At 71.5% G+C, this 16,426-nt stretch carries 13 protein-coding genes; 8 read left to right on the plus strand and 5 right to left on the minus strand.

What is annotated here, in order from left to right; all coding sequences use genetic code 11:
- Positions 1 to 714: 714 nt before the first annotated feature.
- Positions 715 to 2,256 carry a PH domain-containing protein gene (locus KBX21_RS09645; protein ID WP_210841679.1) on the plus strand — a complete coding sequence of 514 codons (1,542 nt, stop codon included), beginning with the start codon at positions 715 to 717 and terminating at the stop codon, positions 2,254 to 2,256.
- A 112-nt stretch (positions 2,257 to 2,368) separates the two neighbouring features.
- On the opposite strand, the gene sepH is transcribed toward KBX21_RS09645, so the two are convergent.
- Complete coding sequence (gene sepH / locus KBX21_RS09650) at positions 2,369 to 3,826, minus strand: septation protein SepH (RefSeq protein ID WP_049566094.1); 1,458 nt, start codon at positions 3,824 to 3,826, stop codon at positions 2,369 to 2,371.
- 568 nt (positions 3,827 to 4,394) lie between these two features.
- Between sepH and KBX21_RS09655 the strand changes: the two genes are divergently transcribed.
- On the plus strand, positions 4,395 to 5,558 hold the full coding sequence (locus tag KBX21_RS09655) for a hypothetical protein (RefSeq protein ID WP_210841680.1): 1,164 nt from the start codon (positions 4,395 to 4,397) through the stop codon (positions 5,556 to 5,558).
- A 27-nt stretch (positions 5,559 to 5,585) separates the two neighbouring features.
- On the opposite strand, the gene KBX21_RS09660 is transcribed toward KBX21_RS09655, so the two are convergent.
- Positions 5,586 to 6,884: a D-arabinono-1,4-lactone oxidase gene (locus KBX21_RS09660; RefSeq protein WP_049566099.1), complete on the minus strand. Its 1,299-nt coding sequence runs from the start codon at positions 6,882 to 6,884 to the stop codon at positions 5,586 to 5,588.
- Between the two features lie 131 nt (positions 6,885 to 7,015).
- Here KBX21_RS09660 and KBX21_RS09665 point away from each other — a divergent pair, with 131 nt between their 5' ends.
- Positions 7,016 to 8,047 carry a ferrochelatase gene (locus KBX21_RS09665; protein WP_210841681.1) on the plus strand — a complete coding sequence of 344 codons (1,032 nt, stop codon included), beginning with the start codon at positions 7,016 to 7,018 and terminating at the stop codon, positions 8,045 to 8,047.
- 71 nt (positions 8,048 to 8,118) lie between these two features.
- Here the strand turns inward: KBX21_RS09665 and KBX21_RS09670 are convergent, their stop codons facing one another.
- The gene (locus KBX21_RS09670; RefSeq protein WP_247665470.1) at positions 8,119 to 8,967 is read right to left on the minus strand and encodes an oxaloacetate decarboxylase; all 849 of its coding nucleotides are present in this window, start codon (positions 8,965 to 8,967) and stop codon (positions 8,119 to 8,121) included.
- A gap of 166 nt (positions 8,968 to 9,133) precedes the next feature.
- Here KBX21_RS09670 and KBX21_RS09675 point away from each other — a divergent pair, with 166 nt between their 5' ends.
- Both KBX21_RS09675 and KBX21_RS09680 read left to right on the plus strand, forming a co-directional pair.
- The gene (locus KBX21_RS09675) at positions 9,134 to 9,793 is read left to right on the plus strand and encodes a GntR family transcriptional regulator (RefSeq protein ID WP_049566103.1); all 660 of its coding nucleotides are present in this window, start codon (positions 9,134 to 9,136) and stop codon (positions 9,791 to 9,793) included.
- A 127-nt stretch (positions 9,794 to 9,920) separates the two neighbouring features.
- Positions 9,921 to 11,963 carry a S9 family peptidase gene (locus KBX21_RS09680; RefSeq protein WP_210841682.1) on the plus strand — a complete coding sequence of 681 codons (2,043 nt, stop codon included), beginning with the start codon at positions 9,921 to 9,923 and terminating at the stop codon, positions 11,961 to 11,963.
- On the opposite strand, the gene KBX21_RS27205 is transcribed toward KBX21_RS09680, so the two are convergent.
- Positions 11,944 to 12,285, minus strand: coding sequence for an IS3 family transposase (locus KBX21_RS27205; RefSeq protein ID WP_374225711.1), 342 nt, complete (start codon positions 12,283 to 12,285; stop codon positions 11,944 to 11,946). The genes KBX21_RS09680 and KBX21_RS27205 overlap by 20 nt on opposite strands.
- Here KBX21_RS27205 and KBX21_RS09685 point away from each other — a divergent pair.
- Entirely contained in the window at positions 12,262 to 13,074 is an 813-nt protein-coding gene (locus tag KBX21_RS09685) for an inositol monophosphatase family protein (protein ID WP_210841683.1), read from the plus strand. The genes KBX21_RS27205 and KBX21_RS09685 overlap by 24 nt on opposite strands.
- A 147-nt stretch (positions 13,075 to 13,221) precedes the next feature.
- Here the strand turns inward: KBX21_RS09685 and KBX21_RS09690 are convergent, their stop codons facing one another.
- Positions 13,222 to 13,386 (minus strand): hypothetical protein, encoded by a 165-nt coding sequence (locus KBX21_RS09690; RefSeq protein ID WP_017545001.1) that lies wholly within the window; start codon positions 13,384 to 13,386, stop codon positions 13,222 to 13,224.
- A gap of 676 nt (positions 13,387 to 14,062) precedes the next feature.
- Between KBX21_RS09690 and KBX21_RS09695 the strand changes: the two genes are divergently transcribed.
- Both KBX21_RS09695 and KBX21_RS09700 read left to right on the plus strand, forming a co-directional pair.
- A complete protein-coding gene (locus KBX21_RS09695; RefSeq protein WP_049566112.1) occupies positions 14,063 to 14,716 on the plus strand; it encodes a response regulator transcription factor in 654 nt (217 codons plus the stop codon).
- Complete coding sequence (locus KBX21_RS09700) at positions 14,713 to 15,984, plus strand: cell wall metabolism sensor histidine kinase WalK (RefSeq protein WP_049566115.1); 1,272 nt, start codon at positions 14,713 to 14,715, stop codon at positions 15,982 to 15,984. Before KBX21_RS09695 ends, KBX21_RS09700 begins: the two co-directional genes overlap by 4 nt.
- Positions 15,985 to 16,426: the final 442 nt, after the last annotated feature.

Below are 16,426 nucleotides of genomic sequence, written 5' to 3' on the forward strand. Positions count from 1 at the left end.
CGACCCGGGTCGCAGTCCTGGACCGCGAATCACCCCGGGCAGGGTGCCGACCAGCCCGGGTCCCAGGCCTGGACCGCGAATCACCCCGGGCAGGGTGCCGACCAGCCCGGGTCCCAGGCCTGGAGCGGGAACCGCCCCGGGCAGGGTGCCGACCAGCCCGGGTCGCAGTCCTGGACCGCGAATCACCCCGGGCAGGGTGCCGACCAGCCTGGACACGGCTCCCACACCGGACCGCCCGGACACGGCCCCGTCCAACAGCCGGACGCCGGTCCTCACAGCTGGCCCGTTCCCGGGCCCGACCCGGGACCGAACCCCTGGACCGGCCGTGACCCGGGACCCGGGCAGGGGCCGGGCGCCGCCCCGGGGGCCTGGTCAGGCCAGGGACCCGCACCCTGGCAGGGCGGTGAGCCGGTCAACCGCCCCGGCGACGCGGGCTGGGGCACGGGCGGTCCGGATCCCGGCCAGGGCCCGGGGCCCGCGCCCTGGAACCAGCCGTACCACCAGAACCCGCCGCAACAGCAGCCACCGCAGCCGCAACAGCCTCAGCCGCAGGGCGGTGGACCGTACCCCTGGCACCCCGTGCCTCCGGGGCAGGTCACCGGCGGAGGGACTCCCGGTGGCGAGACCGCCCGTTCCTGGTGGGGAGAGGCGCAGCCGACCCCTCCTTCGACGGGGTTCGGGGCGGAGAGCGCGCAGAGGCTCAGTCCGCGCACCATGGTGGTCGGGCCGATCAACCAGCTCAGGAGCCTCCTCCTTCCTGTCCTCGTCGGACTGGTGCTCGGGGGCTTCAACCCCTGGCTGCTGGCCGCCGCGGGGATGGGCGTCGTCGTGCTCCTCGTCGGCGGGTTCGTCACCTGGCAGACCTTCCGCTACGAGGTGGGTGCGGACCGGGTCGAGATCAGCAGGGGCCTGATCCGCCGGTCACGGCGCACGATCCCCCTGGAACGGGTGCGGGGGGTGGACGTCACCAGCTCCCTGCTCCACCGCCTGCTGGGTGTGGCCGTGGTCCGGATCGAGGCGGCCGCCGGTTCGGCTGCCGGGACCGAGGACGGCAAGCTCGACGCGGTCTCCGCCGAGGAGGCCGAGCGGCTGCGCCGGGTCCTGCTGCACCGCAGGGCCGTGCTCACCGAACAGGGGAGCGGCCAGGAGCCGGCCGTGCCGGGTGAGTCCGGTGGTGGCGGGGGAGCCCCCCTCACCGACGGTTCCGCGACCACGGGTGCGCCCTCGGGAGACCAGGCCCCGGACGACACCGTCACGCACTTCACCATGCCCCGGAGGTGGTACCTGTACGGGGCGCTCAGCCTGGGCTACCTGCTGACGCCGTTCGTGGTGTTGGCGACCCTGTTCGGCATGGTGCAGCAGTCGGCCGGGCAGATGGTGACCGACTTCTTCATCGACTGGGTGACCACGGCGGACCGTGCCTTCCTCGTGTTGTTCGGGGCGGTGTTCGCGGGTGTCCTGGTGTTGCTGATGCCGGTGTTCGCGGTGGTCTCCTACGCCATCACCCACTGGGGCTTCTCCCTGAGGGATCGGGACGGGTCGCTGGTCGCCGAGCGAGGCCTGTTCACCCGGCGCAGCGTCACTCTGGAGAAACGGCGCATCAGGGGGTACGAGCTGCAGGACAACCCCCTCGAACGCACCCGCGGAGTGGTGGGGCTGCGCGCCATCGTCACCGGCCTGGGCGACGCCGCGACGCGCGCCGTGCTCCTGCCGGTCGGCCCGAGGTCGACGGTGGAGCCGGTGGTGGACCGGGCGCTGACCCTGTTCCGGGGACGACTGGTCCGCCACCCCCGCGCCGCGTTGTTCCGGCGTCTGACCCGCGCTGTCCTGCCGTTCGCGGCCGTTGCCGTGGTGGCCGTGTACTTCGACGTCACCTGGCTGGCCGTGGGCGCCGGGGCCCTGGCCCTGCTGGGCGTGCCCCTCGGGATCGACCGCTACCGCTCACTGGGGCACGGCTACGACGGCGAACGGGTGAGCGTGCGGTCGGGTTCGCTGTCCCGTTCGCAGGCCACGGTGGAGCGGTCGGCGGTGATCGGGTGGACCTGGACCCAGACGCTCTTCCAGCGCCGCTCCGCGCTGGCCAACCTCCAGGTCACCGTGGGCGCGGGCACGGGAGGCTACACCGCGCAGGACGCCGCGCTCGACGAGTCCGTGGCCTTCGCCGCGCGGATCACCCCGGAGATGGTGCGGCCCTTCCTGGCCACGGAGGAGCACCCGCCCGGTGACGCCGGGGCCGGGGAGGCACGCCGGGTCTGAGGCGTCTGACCAGTGGGAACACAGCAGTGAGGGGCGGTCGCACGATGGCGACCGCCCCTCACCGCTGTTCGCCCCGGCCCCCGGAACCACTGGTCCCCGGGGCCGGGCTGGCTCACTCGCTCTTCTTCGAGCCGAACATGATCTCGTCCCACGAGGGCACCGAGGCCCGGCGCCCCCGTCCCTTGCGCTTGGCCGCTCCGCCCGCCGGGGAACCCGTCGCTGCCGTCGGGACGGCCGGGGCCGGGGCCGGGGGCGCCTGGTCGGCGGCGCGGCGCGGCGTGCCCTTGTCGTTGAGGTCGATGCTGGCCCGGCGGCGGCGCGGACGCTGCTGCGGGTCCTCGGCGGCCGCAGTCTCGGCCGGTTCCACGTGGGGCGCGGGCGCCGGTGCGGGCCGGGTGTCGAGCCAGTCCGGTGCCGAGGGCGGCTCCGGAGGCTGACGGTACTCGTGGGGCTGGACCTCGTGCCTGAGCGGTTCGGGGCGCGCCGGGGCCTCGTGGGCGGCGGCGCTCTCCTCGAAGACCGTTCTACGGGGCTCGGGGCGCTGTGGTTCGTACCGCTGCGGCTCGTGGCGCGCGGGCGGAGAGTCGACGGGCTCGGCGTACCGCCGCGGGGCAGCCGGGTCCGGTCGCTGCGCGGCGTGCCTCGGGGCCTCGGGCCGGGGCGCGGCGGGCGGCATCTCGTTCCGCTGGCCCGCGAACCTGTCGCCGGGCGCCTCGAAGGCGCGCCGGGGTTCGGGCTCCTGACGCGGGGGCGCCTGACGGCGGCGCTCCTCGCGGATCGGAACCCCGAACTGATCGGTGCCGGACGGATGGGACACGGGGCGCAGGGGTTCGTCCAACGGCGTGTCCTGCGCGGGTGACAGGCGGCGCGGGGCGACGTGGTCGGGGCGTCGCTCCGCGGCGGACTGCGCGTCCAGGCGGGGCAGGTCGGTGGGTTCGCCGCGTCGCGGTGAGAAGGGTGTGACGTTGGTCCCGGGGGCCGGTACGGCGTCCAGGGGCTCGTTGGAGGAGAACCGGGCGGCCTCCTCGTCGGCGGGTGTCACGCTGTTGTGTCTGGGCTCGTACAGCCAGTGGGCGACCCGTTCGTCGCCGCCGTGCAGGAAGACCAGCTTGAGCTGCCAGGAGCGGTCCTCGCGCTTCCACGAGTCCCACTCGGCGTCGCCGGTCTCCAACTGGTGGGCGCCGATCCGCTTGCTGACCACCTCCTCCAGGGAGGGGCCGGGGCCGGTCTCACCGTGTGAACGCACGGTGGCCCGCTGGGCCTGCTGGGCGATGTACCCGCGCTCCTGGAGGACGGGTCCCTCGAACCAGCGCACCCGTTCGATGGGTATCCCGGAGATCTCGGAGATGGCCTCCGCGGTCTCGCCGGACCGGATGCGGGCCTGGATTTCCTTGGGGCGCAACGGATTCTCCACTTCGATCTCGTACTGGCCGAGCCGGGAGAACTGGCCGCGTACCGCGGCACGGAGGCGGTCGTCGACGGGCAGCATGAAGCGGGTGCCACGACCGGTGCTCGAGAGCACCAGGTAGGTGCCGTCCTCGCTCACGGCCACGAGGCGAAGCTCGTGCATCGCCCTCCCTTTCGCGTCCCGTCGAGGGTCGATCCGGTGGACCTTCCCCCGCGTTCTCCAAGTCTGGTCGGCCGACAACGGTTCGGCCAGTACCGCGCCCGGCATGTCCGAACTGTGCCCGCCTCCCGGCCCGTGGTGGACACCACGGTGGGAGCCGCCCCGGGGCCGGGGCTCTTATGGTCACTTCCGGTGCCAATCTTGACACGGTGAACCTTCCGTGACCGGGAGCGATCGTGGGGGAATGTCGCGGATCCCGCACGAAGGCTCCGCCGTGATGGTATCTCGGGCGCCTCGAATCCCCCCAGGCCCGGGGAAAACTCCGATCTCGGCCGAGTCCGAACATGACGCACCCCCTGGTTCGCAACTCGACACGCCGTTGGATGCCACACAGTGATCATTCCAATTTCATGGCGTTATCAGCGGCCAGTCGCCCGTAAGGTGAAGTTTCCACTTATGGGCTGTTTGCGAAGTTTGGGGTGCGCGGGTGTGTCCGTCCCCGCCACACACCCATCCCACGAACCAGGTGCCCCGCCGCGCTGACCGCGGCCGACAGAGGGGGGAGGGCGCGATGCCAAGACCCGATCACGAGGACGAGTCCGAGGCGCGAGGGGAGGACCCGGAGGAGCGCGGCAGGAGGAAACGCATCGACCTGAGCGTGGCCCAGGTCGCCGGAGCCGGGGTCGCGACGCTGACCGCCGCCACCGCCGCCTCCTACCTCAACGTCTACGGAACCGTCATCGGCACCGGCGTCATGGCCGTGCTCAGCACCAGCGCGGCGCCGATCATCCAGCACTGGATCACCCGTAGCGGCGAGCAGGCCAAGGGCCTGGCGGAGAAGAAGGCCGCCCAGCACACCGTGGCGCGCTCCCTCGTGGACACCGACGCCGAGGCACGCACCGACGAACAGCTGTCGGGGTTCGAGACGGCCGAGTCCGGTCAGGCCGGTATCGGTCAGACCGGGTTCGGGACCACGGGCGCGGCTCCCGGCACGACCGGTGTCGCGGACACCGGGTTCCCCGGGGCGTTCGACCTCCCCGAGGACGACGACGCCACCCGCACGATGGCCATGCCCACGGTCGGGCGCGACCTTCCGGGCCAGACCATCGCGCACGGCTTCGGAAACCCCGAGGACCCCACCCTGCTCAGCGGTCCCACCGAGGTGGGCGCCACCGAGTTGATCCCCTCGGTGGGCGGCCGCACCGGTCGCCTCGCTGCTGCGGCCGACGACGAGGGCGCGGACGATGAGTCCGGCGCGGACCGCCCCAAGCGCGGTTGGCGCGCGGTGGCCATCTCCGCGGCCGCGGTGTTCACCCTGGTCATGCTGGTGATCCTGACCTTCGAGCTGATGACCGGGCGCTCGCTGACCGCATGGACCCAGGGGCAGGATGAGCCCACCTCGCCCTCGCTGTTCGGCGGCCACTCCGCTCCGGCGCAGGTTGAGGAGGACACGTCCGAGACGCCCGAGACCGACGGCGGGGACCAGCCCACCGATGAGGGCGACACCGGGACCCAGCTGCCGGAGACCGAGCAGCCGGTCGGTCCCGAGACCGACACGCCCCCGGTCGAGACCGAGCCCGAGGCGCCCGGCGGTGGACAGACCGACCCGACCGGTCCCCCCGTGGACGGGGGAGAGCCGGAGGAACCGGGCGGTGGAGAGGCCCCCGACCCCGGGTCGCGGCCCCAGCCCGAGGGCGAACCGGCCCCCGAGCCCGCCACGACCCCGGTCGGTTAGGCCGCCCGCCTCAACCGGCGACCGGCCTCACCCGAACACCTTGTCGAGGTAGGCGTTGCCGAAGCGGCGGTGCGGGTCCACCCGGTCCCGCACCGCCAGCGCCTCACCCAGGCGGGGGTGGACGGCCTCCAGGTAGGCGCGGTCGCGGGTGTGCATCTTGCCCCAGTGCGGACGGCCGCCCACGGAGGTGAACACCGCCTCCATGTCGGCGAAGTACCTCTCGTAGGGCGTCCCCTGGTACATGTGCACCGCCACGTAGGCGGTCTCGCGCTCGTACGCCGTGGACAGCCACACGTCGTCGGCCGGGGCGAACCGCACCTCCACCGGGAAGCTGACACGGTGGTCGCCCCGGTCCACGATGGACCTGGCCTCCCGGAGCACGTCCACCAGGTGCTCCGCCGGGATCGCGTACTCCATCTCCACGAAGCGCACGTCGCGCACCGAGGCGAAGACTCTGTGCGAGACGTCCGTGTAGCTGCGCGCGGACAGGGCGCGCGAGCTGATCTGGTTCACCGTGCGAACGGCCGAAGGGAAGCGGCGGCACACCCGGTTGATCCGGTCGAAGACGGTGTTGGACAGGAAGTCGTCGTCCAGCCAGCCTCTGAAGGCCGACAGCGGCTCGGCCGGGCCCTCGGAGACGTTGTTGCGCTTGGTGTTGGTGTTCCCGGTGTGCGGGAACCAGAAGAACTCGAAGTGGTCGTTCTTCGTGCGCAGCTCGGGGAGCCGTTCCAGCACCTCGTCCAGGGGCATGGGTTCCTCCTGGGCGTGCAGCAGGAAGGCGGGCACCACCGCGAAGGTCAGCGCCGTCAGCACGCCGAACGCGCCCAGCCCCACCCTGGCCGCGTGGAACAGTTCGGGGTCGCGGTCGGCCGAGCACTCGACCACGGAGCCGTCGGCGAGCACCATCTCCAGCCCCACGACCTGACTGGCCAGGCCGCCCGCGTCCCGTCCCGTGCCGTGGGTGCCGGTCTGCACGGCTCCGGCGACGGTCTGCACCGCGATATCGCCCATGTTGGCCAGTGCCACACCCTCGGCGGCGAGGGCGTCGTTGAAGTCGCACAGGGGCATCCCCGCCTCGACGGTGGCGGTCCCGGCCCCGACGTCGATCGATCGGACGCGGGTCAGGGAGTGGGGGGCCAGGAGCAGGCCGTCGGTGACGGCCACGTCCGTGAAGGAGTGCCCGGTGCCGACCATGCGGACACGCAGGCCCTCCGCCGTCGCTGACGTGACGGCGGAGACGACGTCTTCGGTGCTGTTGGGGGTCGCCGTTCGGCGCGGGCGGGCCTGGTGGGTGTCGGCCCAGGTGTGCCACAACACATCAGTCATGCGGCGACATTACCCAGCGGTCACTTGCGTGACCAGACCAGGAGTGTCCCTGGTCACGGAAGGTACGAAAGTCCCGTCACTCGGGCCGGGCCGGATCGAGGAGGTCGCGCAAAGCTGGTTTCATGAGGTGCATGAGGCCTTACGACGCGTTTCTGCTGATCTCCTTCGGTGGCCCGGAGGGCGAGGACGAGGTCATCCCGTTCCTGGAGAACGTCACCCGCGGGCGCAACATCCCCCGCGAACGGTTGGCGGAGGTCGGTGAGCACTACTTCCTGTTCGGTGGAGTGAGCCCGATCAACCAGCAGTGCCGGGACCTGCTCGCCGCGGTCACCGCCGACTTCGAGACCAACGGCATCGACCTGCCGATCTACTGGGGCAACCGGTTCTGGGAGCCGATGCTCACCGACACCCTCGAGCGGATGCGCGAGGACGGCGTGCGCCGTGTGCTGGCGATGCCCACCTCCGCCTACTGCAACTGGTCGAGTCGGACCGCCTACCACGAGGACATCGAGCGCGCCCTCGCCGCGCTCGGTGAGGACGCCCCCGAGGTCGACCTGATCCGCCCCTTCTACGACCACCCCGGCTTCGTCGAGCCCCTGGCGCAGTACACCCAGGAGTGTCTGGAGCGGCTCCCCGACGACCAGCGGGAGGGGGTGCGCCTCCTGTTCTCCGCGCACTCCATCCCCACCGCGATGGCCGAGGCCAGCGGAGGCCCGGAGCAGGGCTACGGCGAGGCGGGTGCCTACGGGGCCCAGCTCGCCGAGGTCGCCCGACTGGTGGTGGAGCGCCTGGACCGCGACTACCCCTATGAGCTCGTCTACCAGAGCCGCAGCGGCCCGCCCAGCCAGCCCTGGCTGGAGCCGGACGTCAACGACCGCATGGAGGAGCTGGCCACCGAGGGGGTCCCCGCCGTGGTGGTGGTTCCGCACGGGTTCGTCTCCGACCACATGGAGGTGAAGTTCGACCTCGACGTGGAGGCCCGCGAGACCGCCGAGAAGCTGGGGATCGGCTACGAGCGGGCGCTCAGCCCCGGCACGCACCCCGCGTTCGTGTCGATGGTGACCGAGCTGGTGCGTGAGTACACCGGCCGGACCGACGAGCGACGGCTGGCCGCCCTGCCGCGCTGCGCCGAGGCCGGCGGTCAGTGCTGCAAGCAGCGCTGACCACCGCTGCCCTGTGGCCGGGGCCCGGTGGCCGCCGTACCGGCACCGGACGCCCCGGTACGCGACCGGGATCAGGTTCCGAGCGAGAGGTAGTCCGTGGTCCGGACGATCTCCTCGCGCTCGGCGAACGACGCGAGTGAGTCCGCGACGGCCGAGCTGTCACCGTCGCGGACGATCGCCCTCAGCACGTCCTCGCAGGCCCTGATCACGGCCCTCTGGAGATCGGAGGGGATGATGACGAGGCGGTACCCCAGCTCGGCCAGGTGTTCCCTGGGCACGACCGGGGTCTTCCCCCCGTGGAACATGTTGATCAGCTTGGGCTCGGGGACCTCCCGGGCGATCAGCTCGATCTGCTCCACGCTCTCCGGCGCCTCGACGAAGATGACGTCCGCACCGGCGTCCAGGTAGGCGCGCGCACGCTCCAGCGCGGAGTCCACCCCCTCCGACGCGATCGCGTCCGTGCGGGCGATCACGACCAGGTCCGGATCGGTCCGCGCGTCCAGCACCGCGCGGAGCTTGCCCACCATCTCGACGGTGGGGACCAGGGACTTGTCGTCCAGGTGGCCGCAGCGTTTGGGGAAGGTCTGGTCCTCCAGGTGCAGCCCGGCCACGCCCGCACGCTCGAACAGGCCCACAGTACGGACCGCGTTCACGGCGTTGCCGAACCCGGTGTCGGCGTCGGCGATGACCGGCAGCGACGTCACCGCCGTGATCTGGGCCAGGCGGTCGGCGACCTCCGTCACCCCCAGCAGACCGATGTCCGGCACTCCGTGGCCGCGGGCGATCGCCCCACCGCTGGCGTAGACCAGTTCGGCCCCGCTCCGCTCGGCCAGCCGGGCGGTCAGCCCGTCGAACACCCCCGGAGCGACGTGGGTTCCGCCCCCGTCGACCATCCCGCGCAGACGTGTGGTCGCCCTCATGCCCGGGCCCCTCTCCTCGTGTCCAGGGCGGCGCAATCGCTGTGCACGCCCTGGATACCGCTTGTATACAATTCGGTCAGAGCTTGGCCCGCCAGGGTGGACGATGTCAAGCGGCGCGGTCGAACGCCGCCGGACCCCTCCGGCGCGGACCCGGGAGGAGCACGGAGTGGGACAGGGCGATCTGGTGTACGAGCGGCTGCGCGAGGAGATCGTGGAGTGGGAGCTGGCCCCGGGCACGCACCTGAACGAGACCCGGCTCGCCGAGCGCCTGGGTGTGTCCAGGACACCCCTGCGTGAGGCGCTGCACCGGCTCACCCGGGACGGCCTTGTGCGGATCAGTCCGGGCCGGGGCGCCTTCGTCACCGAGATCGCGCTCCGGGACGTCGTGCACCAGTTCCAGATGCGCGAGGCGCTGGAGACCTACGCGGTCCGGCTGTGCGCCCGCGCCGAGCAGCGCACCGTGTTCTCCGACCTGGAACGGGAGTTCCTGGGATGGCGGGCCCGGTTCGAGGACGGCACCGGGGGTGACGACTCGGGCTACTACGCCCTGACCGAGCGGCTGGACACCGAGGTCTCCGAAGGGGCGGCCAACCCCTACCTGGCCGAATCCCTCACCTTCGTCCGCCAGCACCTGCGGAGGCTGCGCAGGATCGCCCGCCGCACCCCGGACCGCATGGCGCTCAGCGCCCGCGAGCACGCCCTGATCTGCGCCGCCGTCGGCGAGGGCGCCGAGGACGAGGCGGCGCGCGCGGCGTCGGCCCACGTGAACAACAGCCTGCGCCACATCCTGGGCGTCATGGGAGGGGGAGCGGCGCCGACCTCCTGAGAAACCGGCTCCCCACACGCCCCCGTGTCAACAATGTTGACCACCTCTGAGGTGGGGTGATTCAGCTCACTGGGAGAGCGATAGGGTCGGCCAGGACCACAAGTCGACCTTTTCGGGAGTAACTGTCTTGGTTCGTTCCTGGTATGAACTTCCAGAATACGTCCGCCTGCGCCGCGTCAACGGGCTCCGCCTGTCCCCGGACGGCACTCGACTCGTCGCCCCCGTGAGCGACATCGCCCCCGACGCCAAGTCCTTCCGCAGCGCACTGTGGGAGATCGACGTGGCCCCGGAGTCCGAGGGCGGGGGCGCCCCCAGACGCCTCACCCGATCCACCAAGGGCGAGTCCAACGTCGAGTTCCTTCCCGACGGATCGGTGCTCTTCACCACGGGCCGGGTCGACCCCGAGGCCAAGGCCGAGGACAAGCCGAAGTCCGCCCTCTGGCTGCTGCCCGCCAACGGTGGCGAGGCCCGCCAGGTCGCCTCCCGGCCCGGCGGGGTCGGCGCCTTCGCGGTCGCCCGCGACTCCGGGCTGGTCGCCTTCACCAGCAACCTCCTGCCCCGCTCCGAGGATGCCGACGCCGACACCGAGGCGAGGAAGGCCCGGGACGAGGCCGGAGTGACCGCGATCCTCCACGAGGCGCTCCCGGTCCGCTCCTGGGACAGCGACATCGGCCCCGACCACCCCCGCGTGTTCACGGCCACCCCGCCCGAGGACGACGAGGCCCGCCTGGGTGAGCCCCGCGACCTCACCTCCGACGCGGGTCTGTCCCTGCTCGGCTCCGCCCCCGAGCTGACTCCGGACGGCTCCACCCTGCTCATCGGCTGGGCCGTGCCCACCTCCGGCGGCTCCCGCCGCGACGAGGTCGTCGCGATCGACACCGACTCCGGTGCACGCCACACCGTCGTGGGTGGCCCCGACACCGACCACGAGTTCGGCGGACCCCTGGTCTCCCCGGACGGCACCAGGGTCCTGACGCAGGCGACCACCGAGGGCAGCTACCACGGCGAGCCCCGCGACGCCACGCTGTGGATCACCGACCTGGCCACCGGCGAGGGCCGCGACCTGCTGCCCGAGCACGAGCTGTGGCCCCGGGACTACGCGTGGTCGGCCGACTCCTGCTCGGTCTTCCTCATCGCGGACCAGAACGGCCGCCGCCCGGTCTTCCGCCTGGACGTGGCCACCGGCGAGCTGACCCGGATCACCGGTGACCACGGTGCCTACAGCGCCCTGAACCCGTCTCCGGACGGCCGCCACGTCTTCGCCCTGCGCGACGCCTGGGACGCCCCGCCCGCGCCGGTCCGCCTGGACGTCGACGCCACCGACGGCCAGCCCACGTACCTGCGCACCCCCGGCTCCGAGCTGACCATGCCGGGCACCCTCACCGAGATCGAGACCACCGCCGACGACGGCACCCGCATCCGCTCCTGGCTGGTGCTGCCCGAGGAGGCCTCCGCCGAGTCGCCCGCCCCGCTCATGCTCTGGGTGCACGGCGGCCCCTACATGAGCTTCAACGGCTGGACCTGGCGTTGGAACCCGTGGATCCTCGCGGCCCGGGGCTACGCGGTCCTGCTCCCGGACCCGGCCCTGTCCACCGGGTACGGCCAGGACATGCTGCGCCGCGCGTGGGGCCAGTGGGGTCCGCGCACGCACGCCGACGTCATGGCCATCACCGACGCCGCCGAGGCCCGCGAGGACATCGACTCCGAGCACACCGCCATGATGGGCGGCTCGTTCGGCGGGTACATGGCCAACTGGATCGCCGGGCACACCGACCGGTTCAAGGCGATCGTCTCCCACGCCTCCCTGTGGCAGCTGGACGGGTTCAGCGGCACCACCGACTACCCGCCCGTCTGGGAGAGCGAGTTCGGCACGCCCCTGGCCCAGCCGGAGCGCTACCAGCTCAACTCGCCCCACCTGCACGCGGACAAGATTCGCACGCCGATGCTGGTCATCCACGGTGACAAGGACTACCGGGTGCCGATCGGCGAGGGTCTGCGCCTGTGGCGCGACCTCCTCCTGCACGAGGTCGACGCCAAGTTCCTGTACTTCCCGGACGAGAACCACTGGATCCTCTCCCCGGGCAACGCGCAGGTCTGGTACGAGACGATCTTCGCCTTCCTGGACCACCACGTCCACGGCAAGGAGTGGATCAGGCCCGAGCTGCTCTAGTGGCTCCGCCCCACCCGCGGGCGCCTTGGGAGGGCCTCGGCACCGCACTGGTCCCCGACAGTTGGACCGGCTGAGTGGAAACCCAAGTCGCAAGGGCCTGGGCCCGGTAGTGAACCGGGCTCAGGCCCTTGAGCGTTGAATGCCCCCGCTCGGTGTCGAACCAGACGATGTGGTCGTCGCTCGCTCGTCGCTCCGGAGCCGTCCGGTTCCCCGGGCGTCGGCTGGGGGCGCCGCATAGAGTGCGGTGGCGGACGCTCCGGGCGCGACGGACCCGGAGACCACGAGCGGAAGGGCACCCGTGACCACCATCCAGTCCCCCCACGATCCGGAGAAGCTGCGGGACCTGGCCGTCGCTGTGGCGGCCGAGGCCGGCGAGTTCGCGGCCAAGGGGCAGGAGGGCATCACCGTCCTGGACACCAAGTCCAGCCCCACCGACGTCGTCACCGAGATGGACCGCGCGACCGAGGACCTGATCCGGGACCGGTTGCTCGCGGCACGACCGCGCGACGCGGTCCTCGGTGAGGAGGGCGGCGGGGTCGAGGGATCCAGCGGCGTGCGATGGGTCGTCGACCCCATCGACGGCACCGTCAACTACCTGTACGGAAGCCCTGACTGGGGCGTGGCCGTCGGCGCAGAGGTCGACGGCGTGATCGTGGCCGCCGCCGTCCACATCCCCGCGCACGGGCGGATGTTCGAGGCCGTCCTGGGTGGCGGGTCCCGGCTCGACGGCCGCGTGCTCCGCGCACCCGAGGCGGTACCGCTGGACCGGGCCCTGGTCGCCACCGGTTTCGGGTACCTCCCCGAACGCCGCCTCCAGCAGGCGAAGGTGCTCACCGGGGTGATCCCGCACATCCGTGACATCCGCAGGGTCGGCTCCGCGGCGGTCGACATCACCGGCCTGGCCACCGGTCGCTACAACGCCTACTACGAGCGCGGACTCCACCTGTGGGACTGGGCCGCTCCCGGGCTGATCGCCAGCGAGGCCGGTCTGCGCGTGGGCGGACCGCAGGCGGGGCCGCCCAGCAACGACCTGGTGATCGTCGCTCGCCCCGGACTCTACGAGGACCTCGAGGCGCTCCTGGCTCCGCTCGGCGCCGACACCGACGGCTGACGCGGACACGAGGGCGCCCCGGGTGCCGGTGGCACCCGGGGCGCGGGGGAGACGGGGTCGCGGCCCCTCACGAGGAGGTGGCGCGCCCCGCCCCGACGTAGCCTGCCCCTGAGCCCCAGGAGGCGGGGGCGGCGTCCGCCGCTCCGGTCAGGAGTGGGCGTCGACGCCGTTGCGGGCCGCGATGCGGTAGAGATCCTCCAGCTCTGACGCATGGGTGTCGGCGAGGAACTCGTCCCCGGCGTCCCTCGCCGATTCGATCGACCGGTAGGTCTCATGGATACGGACCTTGATCTCCGCCATGAACTCGCCCATTGCACCTCTTCCAGGGGTAGGCACCGGGGCATGGTGGTGCCCCGGCGCAATCCGTATGCGCACGCCTGCGCGTGCGCACGAATCGAAGACGTCACGACCCTGTGACATGCGTGCCCGTCGCGGTCCGGGTGGGTTCCCGGTGTCCACGCGTGCGTCTCCTACCTGTACCGCACTGTGATCCGGGTCAAACTCCCACCCCCCGCGTGTGACGGTTCCGTGATTCCCCGGCGGGGGAGGGATCTTTTCCGTAGGATGGAAAGGTGCGCCTCAGCGGGACGCCGGGGCCCAGCCGTGCACGGGCGCGTGAACACGGGCCAAGCGTCGGTAAAGAGTGTCGCAAGACACATTTTCCGAACAGGGCTTGTGCTTACTTGTTTCTTATTCTTGATGTGTCAGATTTGAGATGTGCGGGGTTGAGCCGTCGCCGACGGTTGGGGGATTCGCCGGCGGCGGCCACCCCGTGCACAGGGGGAGCCGCAAGGCTCCCGGCCCAGCGCCCGTGCCACACGGGGGCGAGGGGAACGAGGAAACCCACGGGTTTACCGTCTCCTTACCTCCACTGTGGGAGAACGGTTGACGCGGCCGGGACCAAGAACGCCGCTGCCGGTGTGTTGGGGGATGCGCCGGCAGCGGCCCCCTTTTTGTTTCCAGACACCGATGCTCCAGAAGGACAACCTTGCGCGTACTCGTGGTCGAAGACGAACGGGTCCTGGCCGACGCCGTGGCGGTCGGGCTGCGAAGGGAGTCCATGGCGGTCGACGTCGTCTACGACGGCGACACCGCGCTGGAGTACACCTCGGTCAACGACTACGACGTCGTCGTCCTGGACCGCGACCTGCCCGGCACGCACGGGGACGACGTCGCCCGCTCCCTGGTCAACGAGAGCTACAACGGCCGCATCCTGATGCTCACCGCCTCCGACGGTGTCGAGGACAAGGTCGAGGGACTCACCCTGGGAGCCGACGACTACCTGGCCAAGCCCTTCGCCTTCGCCGAGCTCATCGCCCGCGTGCACGCCCTGGGACGGCGCTCCGCGCCCCCGCTGCCGCCGGTGCTGGAGCGGGGCGGCATCACCCTGGACCCCGCCAACCACCAGGTGCGCCGCGACGACCGCGAGGTCTCGCTCACCCCCAAGGAGTTCGCCGTCCTCCAGGTACTCATGCGCGCCCAGGGGACCGTGGTGAGCGCCGAGGGGCTGCTGGAGAAGGCCTGGGACGAGAACGCCGACCCCTTCACCAACGTCGTCAGGGTCACTGTCATGACCCTGCGCAAGAAACTCGGTGACCCACCGGTCATCCAGACCGTTCCGGGGGCGGGGTACCGGTTGTGAGACCGGGGGAGCGCCCGGAACCGGGGCAGGTCGAACCCACGCGCCCCGGGGACACCGGGACCTGGCGCAGCCTGAACTCCGTCGCCCCGAGCGGTGACGGGGCCGAACGCTCCTCCGCGCACGCGACAGTCCACGCCACGGTCCACCGCTTCACCGACAACCTCAGCCTGCGTGCCCGCCTCACGCTCATCTACGGGATGCTGTTCTTCGCCGCGGGCTCCCTGCTGGTCCTGGTCAACTACCTGGTCGTCGCGGTCCTGCTCAACGCGCTCCTCGCCGAGGAGAGCCCGGCCGAGCTGATCGAGAACAGCCACTACATCGAGCAGGTCCTCACCCACGTCACCCGGTTCTCCCTGCTCGCCCTGTTCCTCGTGGGCCTGCTCGCGGTGGCCCTGGGATACGCCGTGGCGGGCCGCGCGCTGTCGCCCCTGCAGAAGATCACCCGCATCGCCCGAAGGCTCTCCGAGCGCTCCCTGCACGAGCGCATCGCCCTGTCCGGGCCCGACGACGAGATCCGTGAGCTCGCCGACACCTTCGACGGCATGCTCGAACGCCTCGACCGGGCCTTCGACGGGCAGCGGCGCTTCGTCGCCAACGCCTCCCACGAGCTGCGTACGCCCCTGGCGATCAACCGCACCCTCCTGGAGGTGGCCCTGAGCGCTCCGGACGTCTCACCGGACCTCAAGACCGTCGGACAGACCCTCCTGGAGACCAACGCCCGCCACGAACGCCTCATCGACGGCCTGTTGTTCCTCGCCAAGAGCGACCGCGAGCTGGAGTCCAAGGCCAGGGTCGACCTGAGCGAGGTCGCCGGAACGGTCCTGAGCCAGCTCTCCGGCGACATCGACAAGTCCGGGCTCTCGCTGCGCCAGGACCTGCGCCCGGCCCCCGTGGTCGGCGACCCCGTGCTGCTGGAACGCCTCGTGGCCAACCTGGTCGAGAACGCCCTCAAGTACAACGTCGACGAAGGCGAGATCACCGTCCGGAGCGGCATGTACGAGGGGATGCCCGCCGTCCAGGTGGAGAACTCGGGCAAGGTCATCCCCGCCTACGAGATCGAGGGTCTGTTCGAACCCTTCCGGCGCGGTTCAGGCGACCGCGTGGGCTCCGGGCGCAGCGCCGGTCTGGGTCTGTCCATCGTGCGATCCGTGGTGCGCGCCCACGCTGGCGTGGTGACCGCGTGGCCGCGCGCGGGCGGCGGTCTGGTCGTCACGGTGTGCCTGCCCGTGCCTTCGGGCAACGCGACGGAGAACGCCGAACGCCGATAGAGGTGGGGGCCGAGCTGCGTACCGCCCAGCTTCGTGGTATCTATACGTGTCCGAAGACACGCCCACCCCTGTCACGAGTGTCGACCTGCGGTGGGTATGCTTCCCCGGGCGTGGACACGGAGGGAATCCCTCCTGACGTGGGCATGTCTGGGTTTTCGCCCGTACTCGGGGGAGTGCTCCAGGCTGGTCCGGCATGTGGGCGCAAGCGTGTGTTCGGGTCTACGAGACACCTGGTGTCGGGTAGTACCGCAGGGAACGACCCGTGAGGGGCCACCCAACCTTGGCCGCCTCCGGTCACGATCCCGTGAAAGTGCTGCTGACCTGTGGACTGTGACCCGGGAGGGGGCACGGTCGGACGACACCGGGAAAACTCGTCGGCCGATTCGGGCACAACGAAGGTCTCTCAAGCGTTACACCCGCGCGACGAGGCACTAAACGAGGG

Origin of the sequence: Nocardiopsis sp. B62 (assembly GCF_018070675.1) — a bacterium.
GTDB lineage: Bacteria > Actinomycetota > Actinomycetes > Streptosporangiales > Streptosporangiaceae > Nocardiopsis > Nocardiopsis prasina.